Origin of the sequence: Rhizobium sophoriradicis, assembly GCF_003939025.1 — a bacterium.
In the GTDB taxonomy this organism is placed as follows: Bacteria; Pseudomonadota; Alphaproteobacteria; order Rhizobiales; family Rhizobiaceae; genus Rhizobium; species Rhizobium sophoriradicis.
Genome location: NZ_RQIH01000006.1, coordinates 356,230 through 372,822 on the forward strand (window position 1 = coordinate 356,230; position 16,593 = coordinate 372,822).

Here is a 16,593-nt window from a genome sequence, read left to right on the forward strand (position 1 = left end):
ATCATGCAAGGCCCGTTCAAACACGCCTCCGTTTCGCTGCTCGCTCTGACGCTGTTTCTGCCAGCCGCGGCTTACGCACAGACGGCAAAGACGGTGCCCGAGAGCCAGATGCAGATGCAGCTCTCCTTCGCGCCGCTCGTCAAGCAGACATCGGGCGCTGTCGTCAATGTCTATGCGGAAAAGACCATCCAGCGTCAGTCGCCCTTTGCCGGTGATCCCTTCTTCGAGCAGTTTTTCGGCCAGCAGATGCCGAACCGCTCGGAAAAGCAGTCCTCGCTCGGCTCGGGCGTCATCGTCGAGGCGAACGGCACCGTCGTCACCAACAATCACGTCGTCGAAGGCGCCGATGATATCAAGGTGGCGCTGCCGGATGGCCGCGAATTCCCTTGCAAGGTGGTGCTGCGTGACGACCGCGTCGATCTCGCCGTGCTGAAGATCGACAGCAAGGAGAGCTTCCCGGCGCTGCCGATCGGTAATTCCGACGCGGTCGAGGTCGGTGATCTCGTGCTGGCGATCGGCAATCCCTTCGGCGTCGGCCAAACGGTGACGAACGGCATTGTCTCGGCGCTTGCCCGCAACCAGGTGGTCAGGAATGAGTTCGGCTTCTTCATCCAGACCGATGCCTCGATCAATCCCGGCAATTCCGGCGGCGCGCTGATGAACATGAAAGGCGAGCTGATCGGCATCAACACGGCGATCTTCTCGCGCGGCGGCGGCTCGAACGGCATCGGCTTCGCCATCCCCGCCAATCTCGTCAAGGTCTTCCTCGCCTCGGCCGATGCCGGCGTCAAATCATTCGAGCGGCCCTATGTCGGCGCGAGCTTCGATGCCGTGACCTCGGAAGTGGCTGAGGCGCTGGGGCTCAACAAGGCGCGCGGTGCGCTCGTCGTGAAGGTCTCGGAAGGCGGCCCGGCCGCCAAGGCCGGGCTGAAGGCCGGCGAAATTGTCACCGCCGTCGACGGGATTTCCGTCGAACATCCGGATGCGCTGCTCTACCGGCTGACCACGGCCGGTCTCGGCAAGTCGGTCAAACTCACCGTCGTCGAGAATGGCCGCGAGCAACAACTGTCGCTGACGCTCGATCGCGCCCCGGAAACCTCGCCGCGAGATCAGCGCACGATCGGCGGGCGTACCCCCTTCAGCGGCGCTGTCGTCGAGAACCTGTCGCCGCGGGTGGCCGACGAGCTTCGCATGCCGCCCGAGTCGGCCGGTGTCGTGGTCTCCGACGTGAAGGAGGGGTCGCCCGCCGCCCGTCTCGGTTTCGAGCCGAAGGACATCATCGTCTCGATCAACGGCACCGATGTGAATACCACCAGCGAACTTTCCGAGATCGCTGAGAGCGACCCCGGGCTCTGGCGGGTGGAGATCGAGCGTGATGGTCAGCGCATACGGCAGTTCTTCCGATGAGCAATGATCTCTTCGCGCCGCGTGTTCCGGAGGAGGTCGCCGCCAGGCGGCCGCTTGCCGACCGGCTGCGGCCGAAGACGCTCGCCGATGTCACCGGTCAGGACCATCTGACCGGTGAGGATGGCGTACTGAAACGAATGATCGAGAGCGGTTCGCTCGGCTCTATGATCTTCTGGGGCCCGCCCGGCACCGGCAAGACGACGGTGGCGCGTCTGCTTTCGGGTGAGGCCGGGCTGGCCTTCGAGCAGATATCGGCGATCTTTTCCGGTGTCGCCGATCTGAAGAAGGTGTTCGAGGCGGCCCGCATGCGCCGCATGGACGGCCGCCAGACGCTGCTCTTCGTCGACGAGATCCATCGGTTCAACCGCGCCCAGCAGGACAGTTTCCTGCCTGTTATGGAGGACGGCACCGTCATCCTCGTCGGCGCCACCACCGAAAACCCGTCCTTTGAGCTCAACGCCGCTCTTTTGTCGCGCGCCCGCGTCCTGACCTTCAAATCGCATGACGAGGAGAGCCTGGAGGAATTGCTGAAGCGCGCCGAGGCGATCGAGCAGAAGCCGCTGCCGCTGGTGGAAGAGGCACGTGCCAGCCTGATCCGCATGGCCGACGGCGATGGCCGCGCGGTGCTGACGCTCGCTGAAGAGGTCTGGCGCGCCGCCCGCGAGGGCGAGAGTTTCGATACCGAAGGCCTGACGCGCATCGTCCAGCGCCGCGCCCCGGTCTATGACAAGGCGCAGGACGGCCATTACAATCTGATCTCGGCACTGCATAAATCCGTTCGCGGCTCGGATCCCGATGCCGCGCTCTATTATCTCGCCCGCATGTTCGATGCCGGCGAGGATCCGCTCTATCTCGGCCGGCGGCTGGTTCGTATGGCGGTCGAGGATATCGGCCTTGCCGATCCGCAGGCGCTGGTGATCTGCAACGCCGCCAAGGATGCCTATGACTATCTAGGCTCTCCGGAAGGGGAGCTGGCGCTCGCTCAGGCCTGCGTCTATCTCGCCACCGCGCCGAAATCCAATGCCGTCTATACTGCCTTCAAGGCGGCAAGCCAAGCCGCCAAGCAGAACGGCTCGCTGCTGCCGCCGAAGCACATCCTCAATGCGCCGACCAAGCTGATGAAGGGCGAAGGTTACGGCGAAGGATATCGCTACGACCATGACGAGCCGGACGCTTTTTCCGGCCAGGACTATTTTCCGGAAAAAATGGGCCGGCAGACCTTCTACGACCCGCCGGAGCGCGGGTTTGAACGTGAGATTCGCAAGCGGCTGGAATGGTGGGCGAAGCTTCGCAAGGAGCGCAATCCGCGCTGAGCCGCCTCAATCTCACGAAGGGCGCGGCGTCTTCTGATTGGCTGGCGCGGCGATCACCTTGACGGCGGATTCCGCCAACCCGTGATGACCTTCCATGTCGACGACGACATGCCAGTGGCCGCTTTCCGGGACGGCGATCTTGACCGGCGATTTGCGTGCGACGCCGCCGATATATTTGAAATCGAGAACTTCGGTGAAGCGCTGGAAATTCGGCGCCGTCATCAGCCGCACATTGTTTACCGCATTCAACGACACCTCGACGATCGTTCCGGCGCGTTGTTCCTTAAGATCGTAATGGGTGAAGCGGAAATTCGGTTTCGGCATCGGTCTCGCGGCATCTGAAGTCTCTGCGCGAGATTTTACCAGCACGCCGGTTAAAGAAAAGTTGGAAATCGGCCATTCCGCCAATCGGCGTGTTGCCTGCGCGGAACCGTGCGGAAGGGCTCAGAGCGCAGCGTAGACGATGTAAAGTTCGACGCCGGAGCAGAACGCTGAAGACGATCAGCACCCAGGCGGTGCGCTTTTCACGCATCTGCCGGCTGCCGCGCCTGATCCTGCGTGGACGGAGAGGGTGGAAGGCGAAGGACGGAATATTTCGCATGGCATTTGACCCTTGCAATGATGCCGCGAGTCTACTGCCGGCCGCGATAGGAAATCCATTCGGGGCGAGGGGCGAAAATATAGAAATGGCATAAAGGCGGTTTGCACAAATTTCGAAACAGAGTGTCGGAAAATGATGGCCACTGCCGTCCTTGCGGTATCGATCCAAACCGGGAGCAAGGAACATGTCGAAGACGAGACTGATATCGATAATCGCAGCGGCGGCCGCCTTCCTGGCCGCGCCCGATATGGCAGGCGCCGGCGCGGCTTCTATCGAGGACAAGGCAGCAGCGCCGATCGTCAGGAAGGGAAGCGTGCCGGTCAACTGCATCGATTATTATTACGAGATCCGCGGCGAGGGAGAACCGCTGCTGCTGCTGCACGGCGGCCTCGGGCAGATCGAGATGTTTACGCCCGTCATGCCTGTTTTCACCGATCACCGGCAGGTGATCGCCGTCGGTCTCCAGGGCCATGGCCGCACGCCGCTCGGCAATCGGCCTATCGAGCTTCCTGATATCGGTGCCGATCTCGCGGTCCTGGTGAAGCAGCTCGGCTACGACAAGGTCGACGTCTTCGGCTATTCTTTCGGTGGCGGCGTGGCGCTGAATATGGCAGCGAATGCGCCAGATCGCGTCCGCCGGCTGGTGATCCTCTCTGCGCCCTATGCGCAGAACGGCTTCTTCCCGGAGATGCTGCCGCAGCAGGCAGCCGTCGGCGCCGGCATGGCCGAGATGATGAAGGACACGCCGATGTTCCTCTCTTATAAGGCGGTGGCGCCCGACGTGTCGGAATTTCCGAAGCTGCTCGACGCCATGGGAGCGCTGATGCGCAAGCCCATCGATTACAGCGATGCCGTCGCCAAGCTCACCATGCCTGTCATGCTGATGTACGGCGATGCCGACATGATCCGCCCCGAACACATGATCGACTTCTATCACAAGCTCGGCGGCGGCCTGCGCGATGCGGGCTGGATGCGGGAAAACATGTCGAAGAACCGCCTGGCGATCCTGCCCGATCTCACCCGTTACGAGACCTTCGCCTCGCCCCTGATGGCGACCATGGCGATGACCTTCCTCGACGGTGGCGGCAAGGCGCCGAACTGGGCCGAGCAGGTCGGAAAATAGGCGAGGCGGCCGCTTTCCCGGCCGTCTTCCCGCCGTCGTAACAGCGCCGCCGCCACACTTCCGAGACCGGAAATGTGGCGGCGGCACTCATGTCTGTCTTCAGGCTGCGCTTGTTGCCTCGCTGGGAAAATCCGTCGAGACAGCGAGCTCCCGCCAGGCGGCCAGTTCCTTTTCGACGCTCGCATGCTGCGCCTCGATCAGCGCCACGGTATCGCTGCCGAACGGCATGCGCAGCGGCGGGTTGGCCGAGCTGACCATCGTCATGATGCCGGCAGCGAGCTTGGCAGGGTTGCCGGGCTGGGCATGGTTGGCGTCGGCGGCGAAATTGCGCATGTTGCCCGCCGGCGTGCCTTCGTAGTCGGCAATGGTGGCCGGGCTTACCGCCAGCGACGTGTCGGAAAGAAAGTCCGTCCGGAAGAAGCCGGGTTCGACCATCGTCACCTTGATGCCGAAGGGTTCGAGCTCGGCGGCCATCGATTCCGACAGCCCCTCGACGGCGAACTTCGTCGAGCCGTAGACACCCCAGCCGGGATAGCCGAAATAACCGCCAATGGAGGAGAAGTTCAGGACATGGCCGGAGCGCTGGCGGCGCATGTAGGGCAGTACGGCGCGTGTCACCTTCAGGAGACCAAAGACATTCGTGGCATAGAGCTTTTCGATCTCTTCGGCCGTGGCTTCCTCGACGGCGCCGAGCAGTCCGTAGCCGGCATTGTTGGCGAGAACATCGATGCGGCCGAAGCGGGCGATGCCGGCAGCCGCAGCCTCTTTCGCCTGCGCCTCATTGGTAACGTCGAGGGCGACGGCAATGAGGTTCGGATGATCGCCGAACTGCTCGGTCACTGTCTTTGGATTGCGGGCGGTGGCGATGACGCCATCGCCGGCTGCCAGCGCTTCCTTGGTCATAAGCGCGCCGAAGCCGCGGGATGCACCAGTGATGAACCAGATTTTCATGACGGATTCCTTTGTGCTGATTGATTGTGTTGGCGTCGTGCCTCTGTGCTGACGGACTGAATTTGACCGAAAAACTGCTGATGTATAAGATTTGTTATTCCTGAAACTATGATGAGTGAAGTTCAGCAATGCGCGCGACCGAACTCTCCGAACTTGCGGCCTTCGCGGCTGTGGCGCGGCACAAGAGCTTCCGCAAAGCGGGGGAGGAGCGGGGCGTCACTGCCTCTGCCGTCAGCCATGCCGTGCTCAATCTCGAGGACCGGATCGGCATCCGTCTGCTCAACCGCACGACACGCAGCGTTTCGTTGACCGAAGCCGGCGAACTCCTGATCTCCCATCTCGATCCGGCCTTCGGGGAAATGGCGGCGGCGCTCGATGCGTTGAACCGTTATCGCGACACGCCCTTCGGCAAGGTGAGGATCAACGTGCCGAATTCGATCGGTCCCATCGTCATCGGCCGCATCATTGCACCTTTGCTCCAGCGCAATCCGAATTTGCAGCTGGAGATCAACGCGACCGACAGGCTGGTCGATATCGTCGAGGAGGGTTTCGATGCCGGCATCCGTTTCGGCGAGCGCGTCACCGAGGGCATGATCGCGCTACGTATGAAGCCCCGGATCCGCCTGGTCGTGGTCGGTTCGCCCGCCTATTTCGAGACCCGGCCGAAGCCGGCGACGCCCCACGAGCTAAAGCGCCATCTCTGCATCCAGAACATGTTTCCATCAGGTGCGCGGTATGCCTGGGAGTTCGAGAAGGACGGCCAGACGGTGAGCTTTCAGCCGACCGGACCGTTGTCGCTCGATGATCACGAACTGATGATGCAGGCAGCGCTCGACGGCGTCGGTCTTGCCTATATCTGGGAGCCCCGTGTCGAAAGAGCGGTTGCCGGCGGCGAGCTGATCCAGGTGCTCGACGACTGGTGCCAGCCGGAGGAACCGCTCTATCTCTACTATCCGAGCCGCCGCCACATGTCGGCGGGCTTCAGGGCGGTCATCGACGCGATCAGGGCGGGGTAAAGACGCTCAATTCCTATCCGCGCATGCTGGCGATCGTCTGAAGCGCCTCAAAATAAATCGTCAGGTCGCGGGCGGGATCCTCCGGCAGCTCTGCCGCTCGGAATACCTTGCCTCCCGTTGCCTCGATGCCCCCGTCGATCATCAGGTTATCGGCCATGCCGTGATTTTCGATCGCGATGCCGTCCGGTCCGCGCGGGCGTCCGCTCGCCACATCGATCTCCAGCCCCGCATACCAGATCGAACGAACACGCAGGCCATAGTCGTCGGGGTGGTTGGTATAGGCGAAAACCGATTTCCCCAGCGCGATCATGAAGCCGATTTCGTAGACCGTGCCCGGGTCGGCGCTGATGCCTCGAAACGGCGTGATGTTGGCAAGGCAGATATCGGCCCGGCGCATCGCGTCGTCGTTGCGTGCGTAGATCTCTGCGGCCGTTCGCTTCACTGGCGTCTGATTTTCGTCGCTGCCGGGACCGGTCGGTTCGAAACCGAACTGGCGCGCCAATCGGCGTTTTTCGGCCATGATGGGCATGGCATCGGGAAGAAAGACTTCCGGGCCGGCAAGATAAATCGTGGTCATCGGTATCCTTCATGCCAGCGCGAGCCGAAGCGCCGGGGTTGGGGCAGGCAGCCTATTTCCGACGGAAGCGCGGCAATTGGCAAGCTGCACCGGGACGGATTATCGTTTTTTCTTTTCGGCCTTCGGTTAAGGCGGGCGCATGACAAAGCGCGAGGTTCTTGCCCAACACCCTTTTGACTCCGGTGGGCGAAGCGGCCAAAGATACCGCATCGCCAGCATCGGGAGAGGTTGATGAAGGGTGGGACTTTGCCAAATCGAAGAGCGTCCAAGCGGCTCGGATATCTGTTTCCCGCCATCGCGGCGCTGCTGCTATCGGTGTCGGCAGCGCCGGGACAGGAAATCGGGCCGCAAAGCGAGGGCTCGCGCGTGCAAGTCGAAAAACTCCTCGGTCTCTGGAAGGAGCATTTTGCCGGCGCCGACAGCCTGCAGCAGCGGCGGACAGCGTTCGAGCGGCTGATGCAGACAATGCCGGGACCGACGCGCATCCAGGTCCGGCAGGTCGATGCCGATGGCGTCGATGCCGAACTGATGTGGCCGGCCCGGCTTCATCACCCGATCGGTGAGAGGGTGATCCTCTTTATTCATGGCGGCGGCTTTTCCGGCGGCTCCATCCGCACGCACAGCCTGTTCGCCGGCTCGCTCGCTAAGGCCGCATCCAGCGACGTGCTGCTGATCAATTATCGGCTGATGCCGGAACATGGCTATCCCGCCCAGATCAACGATGCGCTGACGGCCTACCGCTGGCTTCTCGACAACGGCTATCGCAACGACAATGTCGTGGTGGCAGGCGACGGTGCCGGCGGCAACATCGCGATCGAGACCGTGCTGCGGCAGATGCAGGCCGGAAAGGCGCTGCCGGCCGCCGTCATTGCGCTCAGCCCCATCACCGATCTTGCCGCGACGGGCGGATCGATGACATCGAATGCCGAAAACGATCCGCTGGTCGGCAAAGACTGGATCGAGACTTTACGCAAGGCCTATCTCGGCCGAAAGTCTCCGACCGATCCCCAGGCATCGCCGCTTTATGCCGACCTGACGGGCTTTCCGCCGCTGCTGCTGCAGGTCGGTTCCGGCGAAGTCCTGCTTGATGATACGCTGCGGCTCGCCGACAAGGCGCGCCAGGCGGGCGTCGACGTCACGACCGAGGTCTGGCCGGGCATGCCGCACCAGTGGCAGTTGTTTCCTTCGCTGCTCGACGATGCTGATCGGTCGAGCCAGAATATCGCCGAGTTTGCAATCCGGCATTTTGCCGACAAGCCGCAGGAGTAGGGGGCTACGCCATCATTGCGCTGTGCCGCGCGATGGGGAAGGCGCAAGAGGCCTCTCGACCTCCCGGCCGACGCTGAGCGCCTTGCGCACATTCGGCTCCAGCCGCTCGATATAGGCGTGGTCGGGTGCGGCACCCAACGCATCCAGCATTTTCGAGAAGAAGCACCGGGCCGCCGCCGCGGCCGTGACGTCGAAGACCTCGGCATCGCTCAGCCCATGTTTCTTCAGCCCGTCTATATCCTGCTGCGTCACCGACGTGGCGTCGCGCGCCACCTTGGCGGCAAAGGCCATGATCGCCCGTTCGCCGGCGTCGATCGGCGCCTTCTCGGTCTCGTTGACGACAGCCGTCAGCCCGTCGCTGGTAAAACCCTCGCGCAGCAGCACGGAGCCGTGCGCGAGCATGCAATAAGAGGATTTCAGTTCCTTGGCCGCCGCCAGTGTCGCCAGTTCGTAGCGCCTGAGGCTCATATGGCCGCGAATGCTCGCAAGCAGTGCTGCCCAGCACTCCATTACCTCCGGCCGGTGGCCGAAGGCACGATACATGTTCGGCAGATAACCATAATTGGCCTCGGCCGAGGCATACATCGAGGTCGTCTTCTCGCTGGCGGATGCATTGGGGGTGTGAATGAAAGCCATGGCATGGTCCTCCTCTATTGCGAGAAGGATAGGGTAGATATGCCGGACAGCAATCCTGCGCCGTCGGTTCGAGCGCGAGCCGTCAGCCCTGCTTAAGAGGCCTGAGTGATCGCGCAATCATTGTTTGCCGGAACGTCACCATGTCTTTTGACCGGAAGGGTAACGGTGAATGTCGATCCACACCCTCTTGCGCTTTGCACCTCTATCGAGCCCTGGTGCAGCTCGACGATCTGCTTCACCAGGTTGAGGCCGATACCGGTTCCGGCAATCCCGGTCGAAGTGCGAGCGCGGAAATAGCGCTGAAACAGCCGGGGCACGTCTTCGGCATCGATCCCCACCCCGTCGTCGCTGACCGAGATCTTGACGTTGCCGGTCTCCTCCCAGGCCGCAATGCGAATTTCGGACGTTCCCGGCGCGTATTTGACGGCATTGGAGAGCAGGTTGGTGAAGACCTGGGCCAAGCTGGGGGGATCGGCATCGATGAACTCAGGCAGCCCGTCTACGTCAAGCACGAAGCTATGCGTCTTCGAGATCGACGACTGCCGCTCGCAGCAGCTTCGGATCAATGATCTGAGCGCGCAGGCGCCGTAGCTGATATCGATCGTGCCGGTATCGAGGCGTCCGGCTGACAGGATACTCTCCATGAGATCGACGATGCGGCTTACCGATGCACGGATCTGTTCGACTTTGTCGCTCAGAAATTCGGGCTCGACCGCGCCTGCTTTTCGCAGCAGCCGCTGGGCGGCAGCGTCGATGATTGCGAGCGGAGTGCGGAACTCATGCGATGCCATCGCCACGAACTGCCGCTGCAATTCGTTGATGTTTCTTTCCTGCGCGAGCATTCGCTCCAGTTCACGCGCCTGCCGCTCGACCTCAGCCGTGCGGTTCCGCACCGTCACCTCGAGCTGATCGTGGTGGCGGCGCAGCTCTTCGGCGAGCCGCACGGTCTTGGTGACGTCCTCATGGGTCGCCACATATCCACCGTTCTGCATCGGATTGTGAGTGATCTTGACGATGCGGCCGTCGGTGAGCGCGATGTTCTGGCTGGCCGGCGCGCCGAGCGCCGTCGCTTCGAAGACGACGTCGAAATAGGTGGCGGTGTCGGCCGGACCGTTTCTCTCCTCGGCTCGATAGGCCAGGATATCTGCGAGCGGTGTTCCCGGTTGTGTCAGTCGATCCGGCAGATTGTACATCCGCGCGTATGATGCATTGCACAATATCAGGTTCTTGGCTGAATCGAACATGCACAACCCATGCGGCATATTGCTAAGGCTGCGTCGAACCGGTGATGTTGCTCGGCCAGACTGTCTTCGACGCGAATGAGCGTCGAGATATCTTCATAGCTCAGGATCCAGCTTCCCTCGCTCGAGGGCGCGCAGGTCAGCGAGATCATCCGTCCGTCAGGCAATGCAAACTGCGAGGCGTGCGGCTTGCCGGTCGGCGAACGCGAACATGCCGCAGCATGACAGGCCGAGGTGCCCGGCAATCCGTCGATGCTCATTCCCTTACGGAGGACGCCCTCCGCAAGGCCGAGAACTTCCAGCGCGCGGGAATTGAAAGCCGTGACCGTATTGGCAGAATCAAGCAGAACAATGCCCTGCGGCAGGTTTTCCAGAATGGATTCGAACGAATGCGGCATCATCCGGCCCTGCTCAGATCTGGCGCGTTGCGCGCATCCGTAGCATTGGCCAGAAACAATAAAGTTTCGCTAATGTCCGTCGATGGGTGCTCCTCGACGAAGATCAGGCCCTTTACCGCGGTTCAGCCGAGTTCGGCCAGTTGCTCGTCCAGAAGATCAAGGCTGTCCTCTCCGACCTCGTTGACATCGCTTGGCATCGGTTCGCCGGTTTCCTGAAAGACAAGCCAGGCGACGTACATTGTTGTCGTGGTGAGCGCATTCCAGCCGTCTTCGCTGGTTTTCCGGCGGCCTCGGAGAGCCGGCGAAGCGTCCCGCGCTCATCCTCGCTGTAGATCAGATCGGAGAAATAGCGGCCGGTCAGATCCGCGCCATCGCCCCAGCCGCGGATTGCCGCCAAGGCGGCCTCCGCTTCCGTCGCATCGATCTCGCTCTTTGCGATGTGCGCGAGAAGAAACTCCGCGACGGCCGCCAAGCGCCGCCTGTTTGCGGGGCGGCAGGGCGGTGAGTTCGGTACGCAGGTTCATGTCTTCGATCTCCAACGGGGTGCAACAAAGCCACCAACATATTGACGGCCTTCCTGACTTCGATGGCGGCGCAGAAGGGCCCGCCTCTCCGACAATTTGGATCGATCCGCTCGCCTGTGGAAGGCGGTATTTCAGGTCCGGATGGGCGGAAATTTAGATCGATCCAAACGTGCTGCTTTGGAATCATCACCACGAATAGCGTGAAGTACCGCCGAAAATGGTGAATTCATTAAATTCCTCTTGACATAATTGGAACGTTCCAAATATTAGGAGTTAAACGGCGCCACCGGAGAGAGGCATGACAAAGACGCGGGTAACCGTCATCGACATTGCGAAGGCCGCCGGCGTTTCGAAGTCGACGGTGTCGCTGGTGCTTCAGGGTTCTTCTCTGGTCAATGAGGGGACGCGCTCGAAGGTCAATGCCGTGATGCGGGAGCTCGGCTATGTCTATAATCGCGGCGCGGCGAACCTGCGCCAGGCCGGGGCTAAATCGAGGATCATCGGCGTCGTCGTCAACGATCTGACGAACAGCTTCTTTGCCGAGCTAGCGGTAGGCGTCGACATGGTCGTCCAGTCGGCCGGCTTCGTGCAGTTCCTGTCGAATACCGGCGAGAGCATCGACCGGCAGCGCGAGGTTGTTGCATCGATGCGCGAGCACGGCATTTCGGGGCTTATCGTATCACCGGCGCGCGCTACCGATGCCGCAGATTTCAAGCCGCTCGTTGCGGCGGGCATACCGGTTGTGGTCGTCGTTCGAAACCTGCCCGGGGCGAAGGTCTCTTCCATCGTCTCGGACAATCAGGCTGGCATGATGTCGGCGGTCCAACACCTGGCGGGGCTGGGTCACAGGCGCATCGCCTTTCTCGGCGGCTTTCCCGACACAGCAGTCTTCGACGACCGCCTTGCCGGCTACCGAAGTGGCATAGAAGCGGCCGGGCTCGGCTATCGGGGGGAGCTCGTCGTCTCGTCCGCGCCTTCGCGGGCCGGTGGGGTTGAGGCGATCGCAAAGGCGATTGCTCTTGCCGACAGGCCGACGGCGGCCGTCTGCTTCAACGACGCCGTCGCCTTCGGTGTTTGCGACGGACTGCGCGCGCGCCGTCTGGAGCCCGGCGCCGATTTCGCCGTCGTCGGTTTCGACGATGTTATCGAGGCGCAGGCGGCGGTTCCGGCACTGACGACCGTCTCGGTCGATCCGCAGGGCATAGGGCGGCGCGGAGCGCAAATGCTTCTCAAGCAGATCAATGCGGGCAAGGCCGAGGCGGAGACGGTGACAACGGCCGTTCGGCTGGTCGTCCGCGAAAGCTGCGGCGCCGCAAGAGCGTGAAAACCAGACAGGATACCGAGTGACGCCCATGAAGAAGCATCTCGCCCCAGCCGAAGCGGCCGCGCTCATCCCGGACGGCGCCGTCGTCACGGTATCGTCTTCGAGCGGTCTCGGTTGCCCGGACCTCATGCTGAAGGCGATTGGCGAGCGTTTCGAGACGACCGGCCACCCCCAAGGCATCACGACCCTGCATCCGATCGCTGCCGGCGATATGAGCGGCATCAAGGGCGTCGATTACATCGCCAGGAAAGGCCTGCTCAAGTGCATCATCGGTGGCTCCTATCCATCCGGGCCGTCATCGTCCGAGCCGCCGCTGATCTGGCAGATGATCACCAACAACGAGATCCCGGCCTATAACATTCCCTCCGGCATTCTGTTCGACATCCATCGCGAAGCCGCCGCCAAGCGGCCGGGCGTTCTGACCAAGGTCGGCGTCGACACTTTCGTCGATCCTCGGCGTCAGGGCTGTGCGATGAATGAGCTGGCTTCGGAACAACAGGTGGTCAAGCGCGTCAGCTTCGAGGGCGACGACTGGCTGTTCTTCCCCTCGATCGTCCCTCAGGTCGCCATCATCCGTGCCACCACGGCCGATGAGCGCGGCAACCTGACATACGAACATGAAGGCGCCTATCTCGGCGGCCTCGATCAGGCGCTTGCCGCGCGCAACAATGGCGGCATCGTCATCGCCCAGGTCAAGCGGATCACCAAGGAAGGCTCGCTGAAGCCGCATGACGTCCGGGTGCCGGGAATGCTGGTCGACTATATCGTCGTCGATCCCGATCAGAGGCAGACGACGCAGACGTTGTACGATCCGGCGATATCCGGTGAGATTTTCCGCCCGCTCGATAGCTTCAGCGTTCCGGAATTCAATGTTCAGAAGGTCATCGCGCGCCGCGTCGCCCAGGAACTGCAGGCGGGAAGCTGCGTTAATCTCGGCTTCGGCATCTCGGCCAACGTGCCGCGCATTCTGCTGGAAGAAGGGCTCCACGGCGCCGTCACCTGGGTGATCGAGCAAGGCGCGGTCGGTGGGGTGCCGCTACTCGACTTCGCCTTCGGCTGCGCCTCCAATGCCGACGCCTACATGCCGTCTCCCTATCAGTTCACCTATTTCCAGGGCGCGGGCTTCGACGCGTCGCTGCTGTCCTTCCTCGAGATCGGCAAGGACGGGTCGGTCAACGTTTCCAAGCTTTCCTTCCGGCCGCATGTGACGGCCGGCGCCGGCGGCTTCGTCGACATCACGGCGCGGGCAAAGAAGATCGTCTTCTCCGGGATGTTCAACGCCGGGGCGAAGCTTTCGATCGCCGGTGGGGCTCTCGTCATCGAGAGGGAAGGCAAACTGAAGAAACTGGTGAACGAGGTCGAACACGTCACCTTCAGCGGCAGGCGGGCGATCGAGCAGGGGCAGGAGATCATCTATGTCACCGAGCGGTGCGTGATGAAGCTGACGCCTGAAGGCATCGTCCTCACCGAGATCGCGCCTGGCGTCGATCTTCAGTCTCAGATCCTCGATCAGTCTGAATTCCCGCTGATGGTCGCGCCCGACCTGAAGGTCATGGATGCGGCACTCTTCCGCGAAGCAGGCATCGGCTTGTCGCTTCCTGCCAAACGGGCACGGACACTGGAGGGCGCCATCCATGGCTAGCGGAACAGTCAGAATCGATATCGACGGACATGTCGCGACCTTGACGATTTCTCGTCCGGAGAAGTTGAACGCGCTCGATCTCGATATGCTGAAAGCCTTGGCCGAGGCGGCCGATGCGGTGGAGGCGGTCCCGGATGTGCGCGCTGCCGTTCTGACGGGTGAAGGAAAGGGCTTTTCGGCCGGAGGCGATATCAAAGCCTGGGGCGGAATGCTGCCGCAGGAGTTCGGCCATGCCTGGGTTCGGCACGGTCACCGTATCTTCGAAAGAATGGCGACGCTCCGGGTGCCGCTGGTCGCGGCGCTGAACGGCCACGCTCTCGGAGGCGGGCTCGAACTGGCGGGCGTTGCCGACATTCGCATCGCCGAGGAACACATCAAGATCGGCCTGCCGGAGACCGGGCTCGGAATGGTGCCGGGCTGGTCCGGCACCCAGCGTCTCGTACGCCGGTTCGGCGCCCAGGCCGTTCGCCGCATGGCCTTGGGTGGGGAGATCTTCACCGCCGAGGAGGCGCGCCTGCTCGGCATCGTCGACGCGGTTGTTTCGACAGGAAACTCGCTGACTGCCGCCCGGGACTATGCGCAGCGGATTGCCGCAAGGGGACCGGCAGCGGTCGAGATCGCCAAGCTGATGATCGCATCGGCGAACGGCGAAGACAACGGAACGGCGGTCGAAGCCCTGGGCTCGATCCTCGCGGCCAAGACCGGCGATCTGAAAGAGGGCGTCGCATCATTCAGCGAGAAGCGCCCGGCAACGTTCAAGGGAGAATGGTAATGACGGTCCTCGTCAACCCGACTGCGCTCAGCGACCACAGGGCACGCGATTTCAAGATGCTGATCGACGGCAAATGGGAGGCGGGCGCCTCCGATCCGATCGAGCGCGTCGCGCCAAGCCATGGTGTCGTGGTCAGTCGCTTCCCAGCCGGCAGCCGGACCGAAGCCGAGCGCGCCATCGCTGCCGCGCGCAAGGCCTTCGACGAGGGGCCGTGGCCGCGCATGACCGCGTCCGAACGGTCCGCCATCCTGCTCAGAGCGGCCGATCTGATCGCCGCGCGGGCGGAAGAACTGGCGTTTCTCGACGCCATCGAGGCGGGTAAGCCGATCACCCAGGTGCGGGGAGAAATTGCCGGCTCGGTCGACATCTGGCGTTATGCGGCGGCTCTGGCTCGCGATCTCCATGGTGAAAGCTACAACACGCTCGGCGACGGCACGCTCGGCGTCGTCCTGCGCGAAGCGATCGGCGTGGTGTCGATCATCACGCCGTGGAACTTTCCGTTCCTGATCGTCGGCCAGAAGCTGCCCTTCGCGCTCGCCGCAGGCTGCACCACCGTCGTCAAGCCCTCGGAGCTGACATCGGGATCGACGCTCGTGCTCGGCGAGATCCTGCAGCAGGCGGGCGTTCCCGATGGTGTCGTCAACATTGTCACCGGCACGGGACCTGAGGTCGGCGCGGTCATGACGTCCCATCCAGACGTCGACATGGTCTCCTTCACCGGCTCGACCGGTGTCGGTAAGCTGACGATGTCGAATGCGGCGCAGACGCTGAAGAAGGTCTCGCTGGAGCTCGGCGGCAAGAACCCGCAGATCGTCTTCCCGGATGCCGATCTCGATGCCTTCGTCGATGCGGCGGTCTTCGGCGCCTATTTCAATGCCGGCGAGTGCTGCAATGCCGGCTCGCGGTTGATCCTTCACAAGTCGATCGCTTCCGACGTCGTCAGGCGTGTCGCCGAACTGGCGAAGGGGGTACGGGTCGGCGATCCCCTTGATCCCTCGACGCAGGTCGGCGCGATCATCACGCCGCAGCATCTGGAGAAGATCTCGGGCTATGTCGCCGGCGCCAGAAGCAGCGGCGCCCGCATCGCGCATGGCGGCGAGACGCTCGACCTCGGCATGGGTCAGTTCATGTCGCCGACGATCCTCGAAGCGGTCACCCCAGATATGGCGGTGGCGCGCGAGGAAGTGTTTGGTCCTGTTCTGTCGGTTCTGACGTTCGAAACAACAGCCGAAGCGGTGAGCATTGCCAATTCCATCGACTACGGCCTGTCGGCCGGTGTCTGGAGCCGCGATTTCGACACCTGCCTGACGATCGGCCGGTCGGTGAGGGCAGGCACGGTGTGGATGAACACCTTCATGGACGGTGCCTCGGAGCTGCCCTTCGGCGGCTACAAGCAGAGCGGCCTCGGCCGCGAGCTCGGCCGCCATGCGGTCGAAGATTACACGGAGACCAAGACGCTCAACATGCACATCGGCAAGCGCACCAACTGGTGGATGCCGCAGACGGAAAAGCTGGTTTAGCCGGCAAGCAAACTGCGCCCGAGGAGGGCGGGTGATCGGATGTGGGAATAGTCCCGCATCTTCTAAAGAGGGAACTGGGAGGTTCTTCGATGAATAGGTTTCTGACCACGACTGCGGTGATCGCATTGGCTCTCGCCAGCGCTCATGTCTCCGCCCAGGCCGCCGACGTAAAGGAAGTGCAGATGCTGCACTGGTGGACATCAGGCGGCGAGGCGGCTGCCTTGAACGTGTTGAAGGAGGATCTGTCGAAGGAAGGTTTTGCCTGGAAGGACGTGCCGG

General features: G+C 62.5%; 13 protein-coding genes and 2 pseudogenes. 10 read left to right on the plus strand and 5 right to left on the minus strand.

The genetic code is table 11. The features are described 5' to 3' along the window. Nucleotides 1–3: 3 nt before the first annotated feature. Nucleotides 4–1,407, plus strand: coding sequence for a DegQ family serine endoprotease (locus EFR00_RS12725; RefSeq protein WP_077991476.1), 1,404 nt, complete (start codon nucleotides 4–6; stop codon nucleotides 1,405–1,407). Continuing rightward, on the plus strand, nucleotides 1,404–2,720 hold the full coding sequence (locus EFR00_RS12730; protein ID WP_077991477.1) for a replication-associated recombination protein A: 1,317 nt from the start codon (nucleotides 1,404–1,406) through the stop codon (nucleotides 2,718–2,720). The genes EFR00_RS12725 and EFR00_RS12730 overlap by 4 nt, the downstream gene beginning before the upstream one ends. Before the next feature lie 12 nt (nucleotides 2,721–2,732). On the opposite strand, the gene EFR00_RS12735 is transcribed toward EFR00_RS12730, so the two are convergent. Beyond that, nucleotides 2,733–3,044: a DUF1883 domain-containing protein gene (locus tag EFR00_RS12735; RefSeq protein ID WP_038688313.1), complete on the minus strand. Its 312-nt coding sequence runs from the start codon at nucleotides 3,042–3,044 to the stop codon at nucleotides 2,733–2,735. A gap of 461 nt (nucleotides 3,045–3,505) precedes the next feature. Here EFR00_RS12735 and EFR00_RS12740 point away from each other — a divergent pair, with 461 nt between their 5' ends. Beyond that, on the plus strand, nucleotides 3,506–4,444 hold the full coding sequence (locus tag EFR00_RS12740) for an alpha/beta fold hydrolase (protein ID WP_077991478.1): 939 nt from the start codon (nucleotides 3,506–3,508) through the stop codon (nucleotides 4,442–4,444). A 99-nt stretch (nucleotides 4,445–4,543) separates the two neighbouring features. On the opposite strand, the gene EFR00_RS12745 is transcribed toward EFR00_RS12740, so the two are convergent. Continuing rightward, a complete protein-coding gene (locus EFR00_RS12745; protein WP_009995882.1) occupies nucleotides 4,544–5,395 on the minus strand; it encodes an oxidoreductase in 852 nt (283 codons plus the stop codon). Between the two features lie 128 nt (nucleotides 5,396–5,523). Between EFR00_RS12745 and EFR00_RS12750 the strand changes: the two genes are divergently transcribed. After that, complete coding sequence (locus EFR00_RS12750) at nucleotides 5,524–6,411, plus strand: LysR family transcriptional regulator (RefSeq protein ID WP_077991479.1); 888 nt, start codon at nucleotides 5,524–5,526, stop codon at nucleotides 6,409–6,411. Between the two features lie 13 nt (nucleotides 6,412–6,424). Here EFR00_RS12750 and EFR00_RS12755 read toward each other — a convergent pair whose 3' ends face one another. Next, entirely contained in the window at nucleotides 6,425–6,988 is a 564-nt protein-coding gene (locus EFR00_RS12755) for a nucleoside 2-deoxyribosyltransferase (RefSeq protein WP_009995885.1), read from the minus strand. 294 nt (nucleotides 6,989–7,282) lie between these two features. Between EFR00_RS12755 and EFR00_RS12760 the strand changes: the two genes are divergently transcribed. Next, nucleotides 7,283–8,257, plus strand: coding sequence for an alpha/beta hydrolase (locus tag EFR00_RS12760; RefSeq protein ID WP_179363939.1), 975 nt, complete (start codon nucleotides 7,283–7,285; stop codon nucleotides 8,255–8,257). Between the two features lie 12 nt (nucleotides 8,258–8,269). On the opposite strand, the gene EFR00_RS12765 is transcribed toward EFR00_RS12760, so the two are convergent. Both EFR00_RS12765 and EFR00_RS12770 read right to left on the minus strand, forming a co-directional pair. Further along, the gene (locus tag EFR00_RS12765) at nucleotides 8,270–8,893 is read right to left on the minus strand and encodes a carboxymuconolactone decarboxylase family protein (protein ID WP_009995084.1); all 624 of its coding nucleotides are present in this window, start codon (nucleotides 8,891–8,893) and stop codon (nucleotides 8,270–8,272) included. A gap of 92 nt (nucleotides 8,894–8,985) precedes the next feature. Further along, nucleotides 8,986–10,535, minus strand: a pseudogene (locus EFR00_RS12770) (sensor histidine kinase). Between the two features lie 819 nt (nucleotides 10,536–11,354). Here EFR00_RS12770 and EFR00_RS12780 point away from each other — a divergent pair. The 5 genes and pseudogenes from EFR00_RS12780 to EFR00_RS12800 all read left to right on the plus strand — a co-directional run. Further along, the gene (locus EFR00_RS12780) at nucleotides 11,355–12,380 is read left to right on the plus strand and encodes a LacI family DNA-binding transcriptional regulator (RefSeq protein ID WP_077991482.1); all 1,026 of its coding nucleotides are present in this window, start codon (nucleotides 11,355–11,357) and stop codon (nucleotides 12,378–12,380) included. Nucleotides 12,381–12,408: 28 nt separating this feature from the next. Then, nucleotides 12,409–14,022 carry an acyl CoA:acetate/3-ketoacid CoA transferase gene (locus EFR00_RS12785; RefSeq protein ID WP_077991483.1) on the plus strand — a complete coding sequence of 538 codons (1,614 nt, stop codon included), beginning with the start codon at nucleotides 12,409–12,411 and terminating at the stop codon, nucleotides 14,020–14,022. Then, entirely contained in the window at nucleotides 14,015–14,794 is a 780-nt protein-coding gene (locus EFR00_RS12790) for an enoyl-CoA hydratase/isomerase family protein (protein ID WP_039619229.1), read from the plus strand. Before EFR00_RS12785 ends, EFR00_RS12790 begins: the two co-directional genes overlap by 8 nt. Further along, nucleotides 14,794–16,314, plus strand: a complete 1,521-nt coding sequence (locus EFR00_RS12795; protein WP_077991485.1) for an aldehyde dehydrogenase family protein — start codon at nucleotides 14,794–14,796, stop codon at nucleotides 16,312–16,314. The genes EFR00_RS12790 and EFR00_RS12795 overlap by 1 nt, the downstream gene beginning before the upstream one ends. Nucleotides 16,315–16,403: 89 nt before the next feature. After that, nucleotides 16,404–16,593: pseudogene (locus EFR00_RS12800) on the plus strand (sugar ABC transporter substrate-binding protein); the annotation flags it as partial.

Coding starts and splice junctions, on each gene's coding strand:
- EFR00_RS12725 (WP_077991476.1), top strand. CDS start 4: ATGCAAGGCCCGTTCAAACACGCCTCCGTTTCGCTGCTCGCTCTGACG.
- EFR00_RS12730 (WP_077991477.1), top strand. CDS start 1,404: ATGAGCAATGATCTCTTCGCGCCGCGTGTTCCGGAGGAGGTCGCCGCC.
- EFR00_RS12735 (WP_038688313.1), bottom strand. CDS start 3,044: ATGCCGAAACCGAATTTCCGCTTCACCCATTACGATCTTAAGGAACAA.
- EFR00_RS12740 (WP_077991478.1), top strand. CDS start 3,506: ATGTCGAAGACGAGACTGATATCGATAATCGCAGCGGCGGCCGCCTTC.
- EFR00_RS12745 (WP_009995882.1), bottom strand. CDS start 5,395: ATGAAAATCTGGTTCATCACTGGTGCATCCCGCGGCTTCGGCGCGCTT.
- EFR00_RS12750 (WP_077991479.1), top strand. CDS start 5,524: ATGCGCGCGACCGAACTCTCCGAACTTGCGGCCTTCGCGGCTGTGGCG.
- EFR00_RS12755 (WP_009995885.1), bottom strand. CDS start 6,988: ATGACCACGATTTATCTTGCCGGCCCGGAAGTCTTTCTTCCCGATGCC.
- EFR00_RS12765 (WP_009995084.1), bottom strand. CDS start 8,893: ATGGCTTTCATTCACACCCCCAATGCATCCGCCAGCGAGAAGACGACC.
- EFR00_RS12780 (WP_077991482.1), top strand. CDS start 11,355: ATGACAAAGACGCGGGTAACCGTCATCGACATTGCGAAGGCCGCCGGC.
- EFR00_RS12785 (WP_077991483.1), top strand. CDS start 12,409: ATGAAGAAGCATCTCGCCCCAGCCGAAGCGGCCGCGCTCATCCCGGAC.
- EFR00_RS12790 (WP_039619229.1), top strand. CDS start 14,015: ATGGCTAGCGGAACAGTCAGAATCGATATCGACGGACATGTCGCGACC.
- EFR00_RS12795 (WP_077991485.1), top strand. CDS start 14,794: ATGACGGTCCTCGTCAACCCGACTGCGCTCAGCGACCACAGGGCACGC.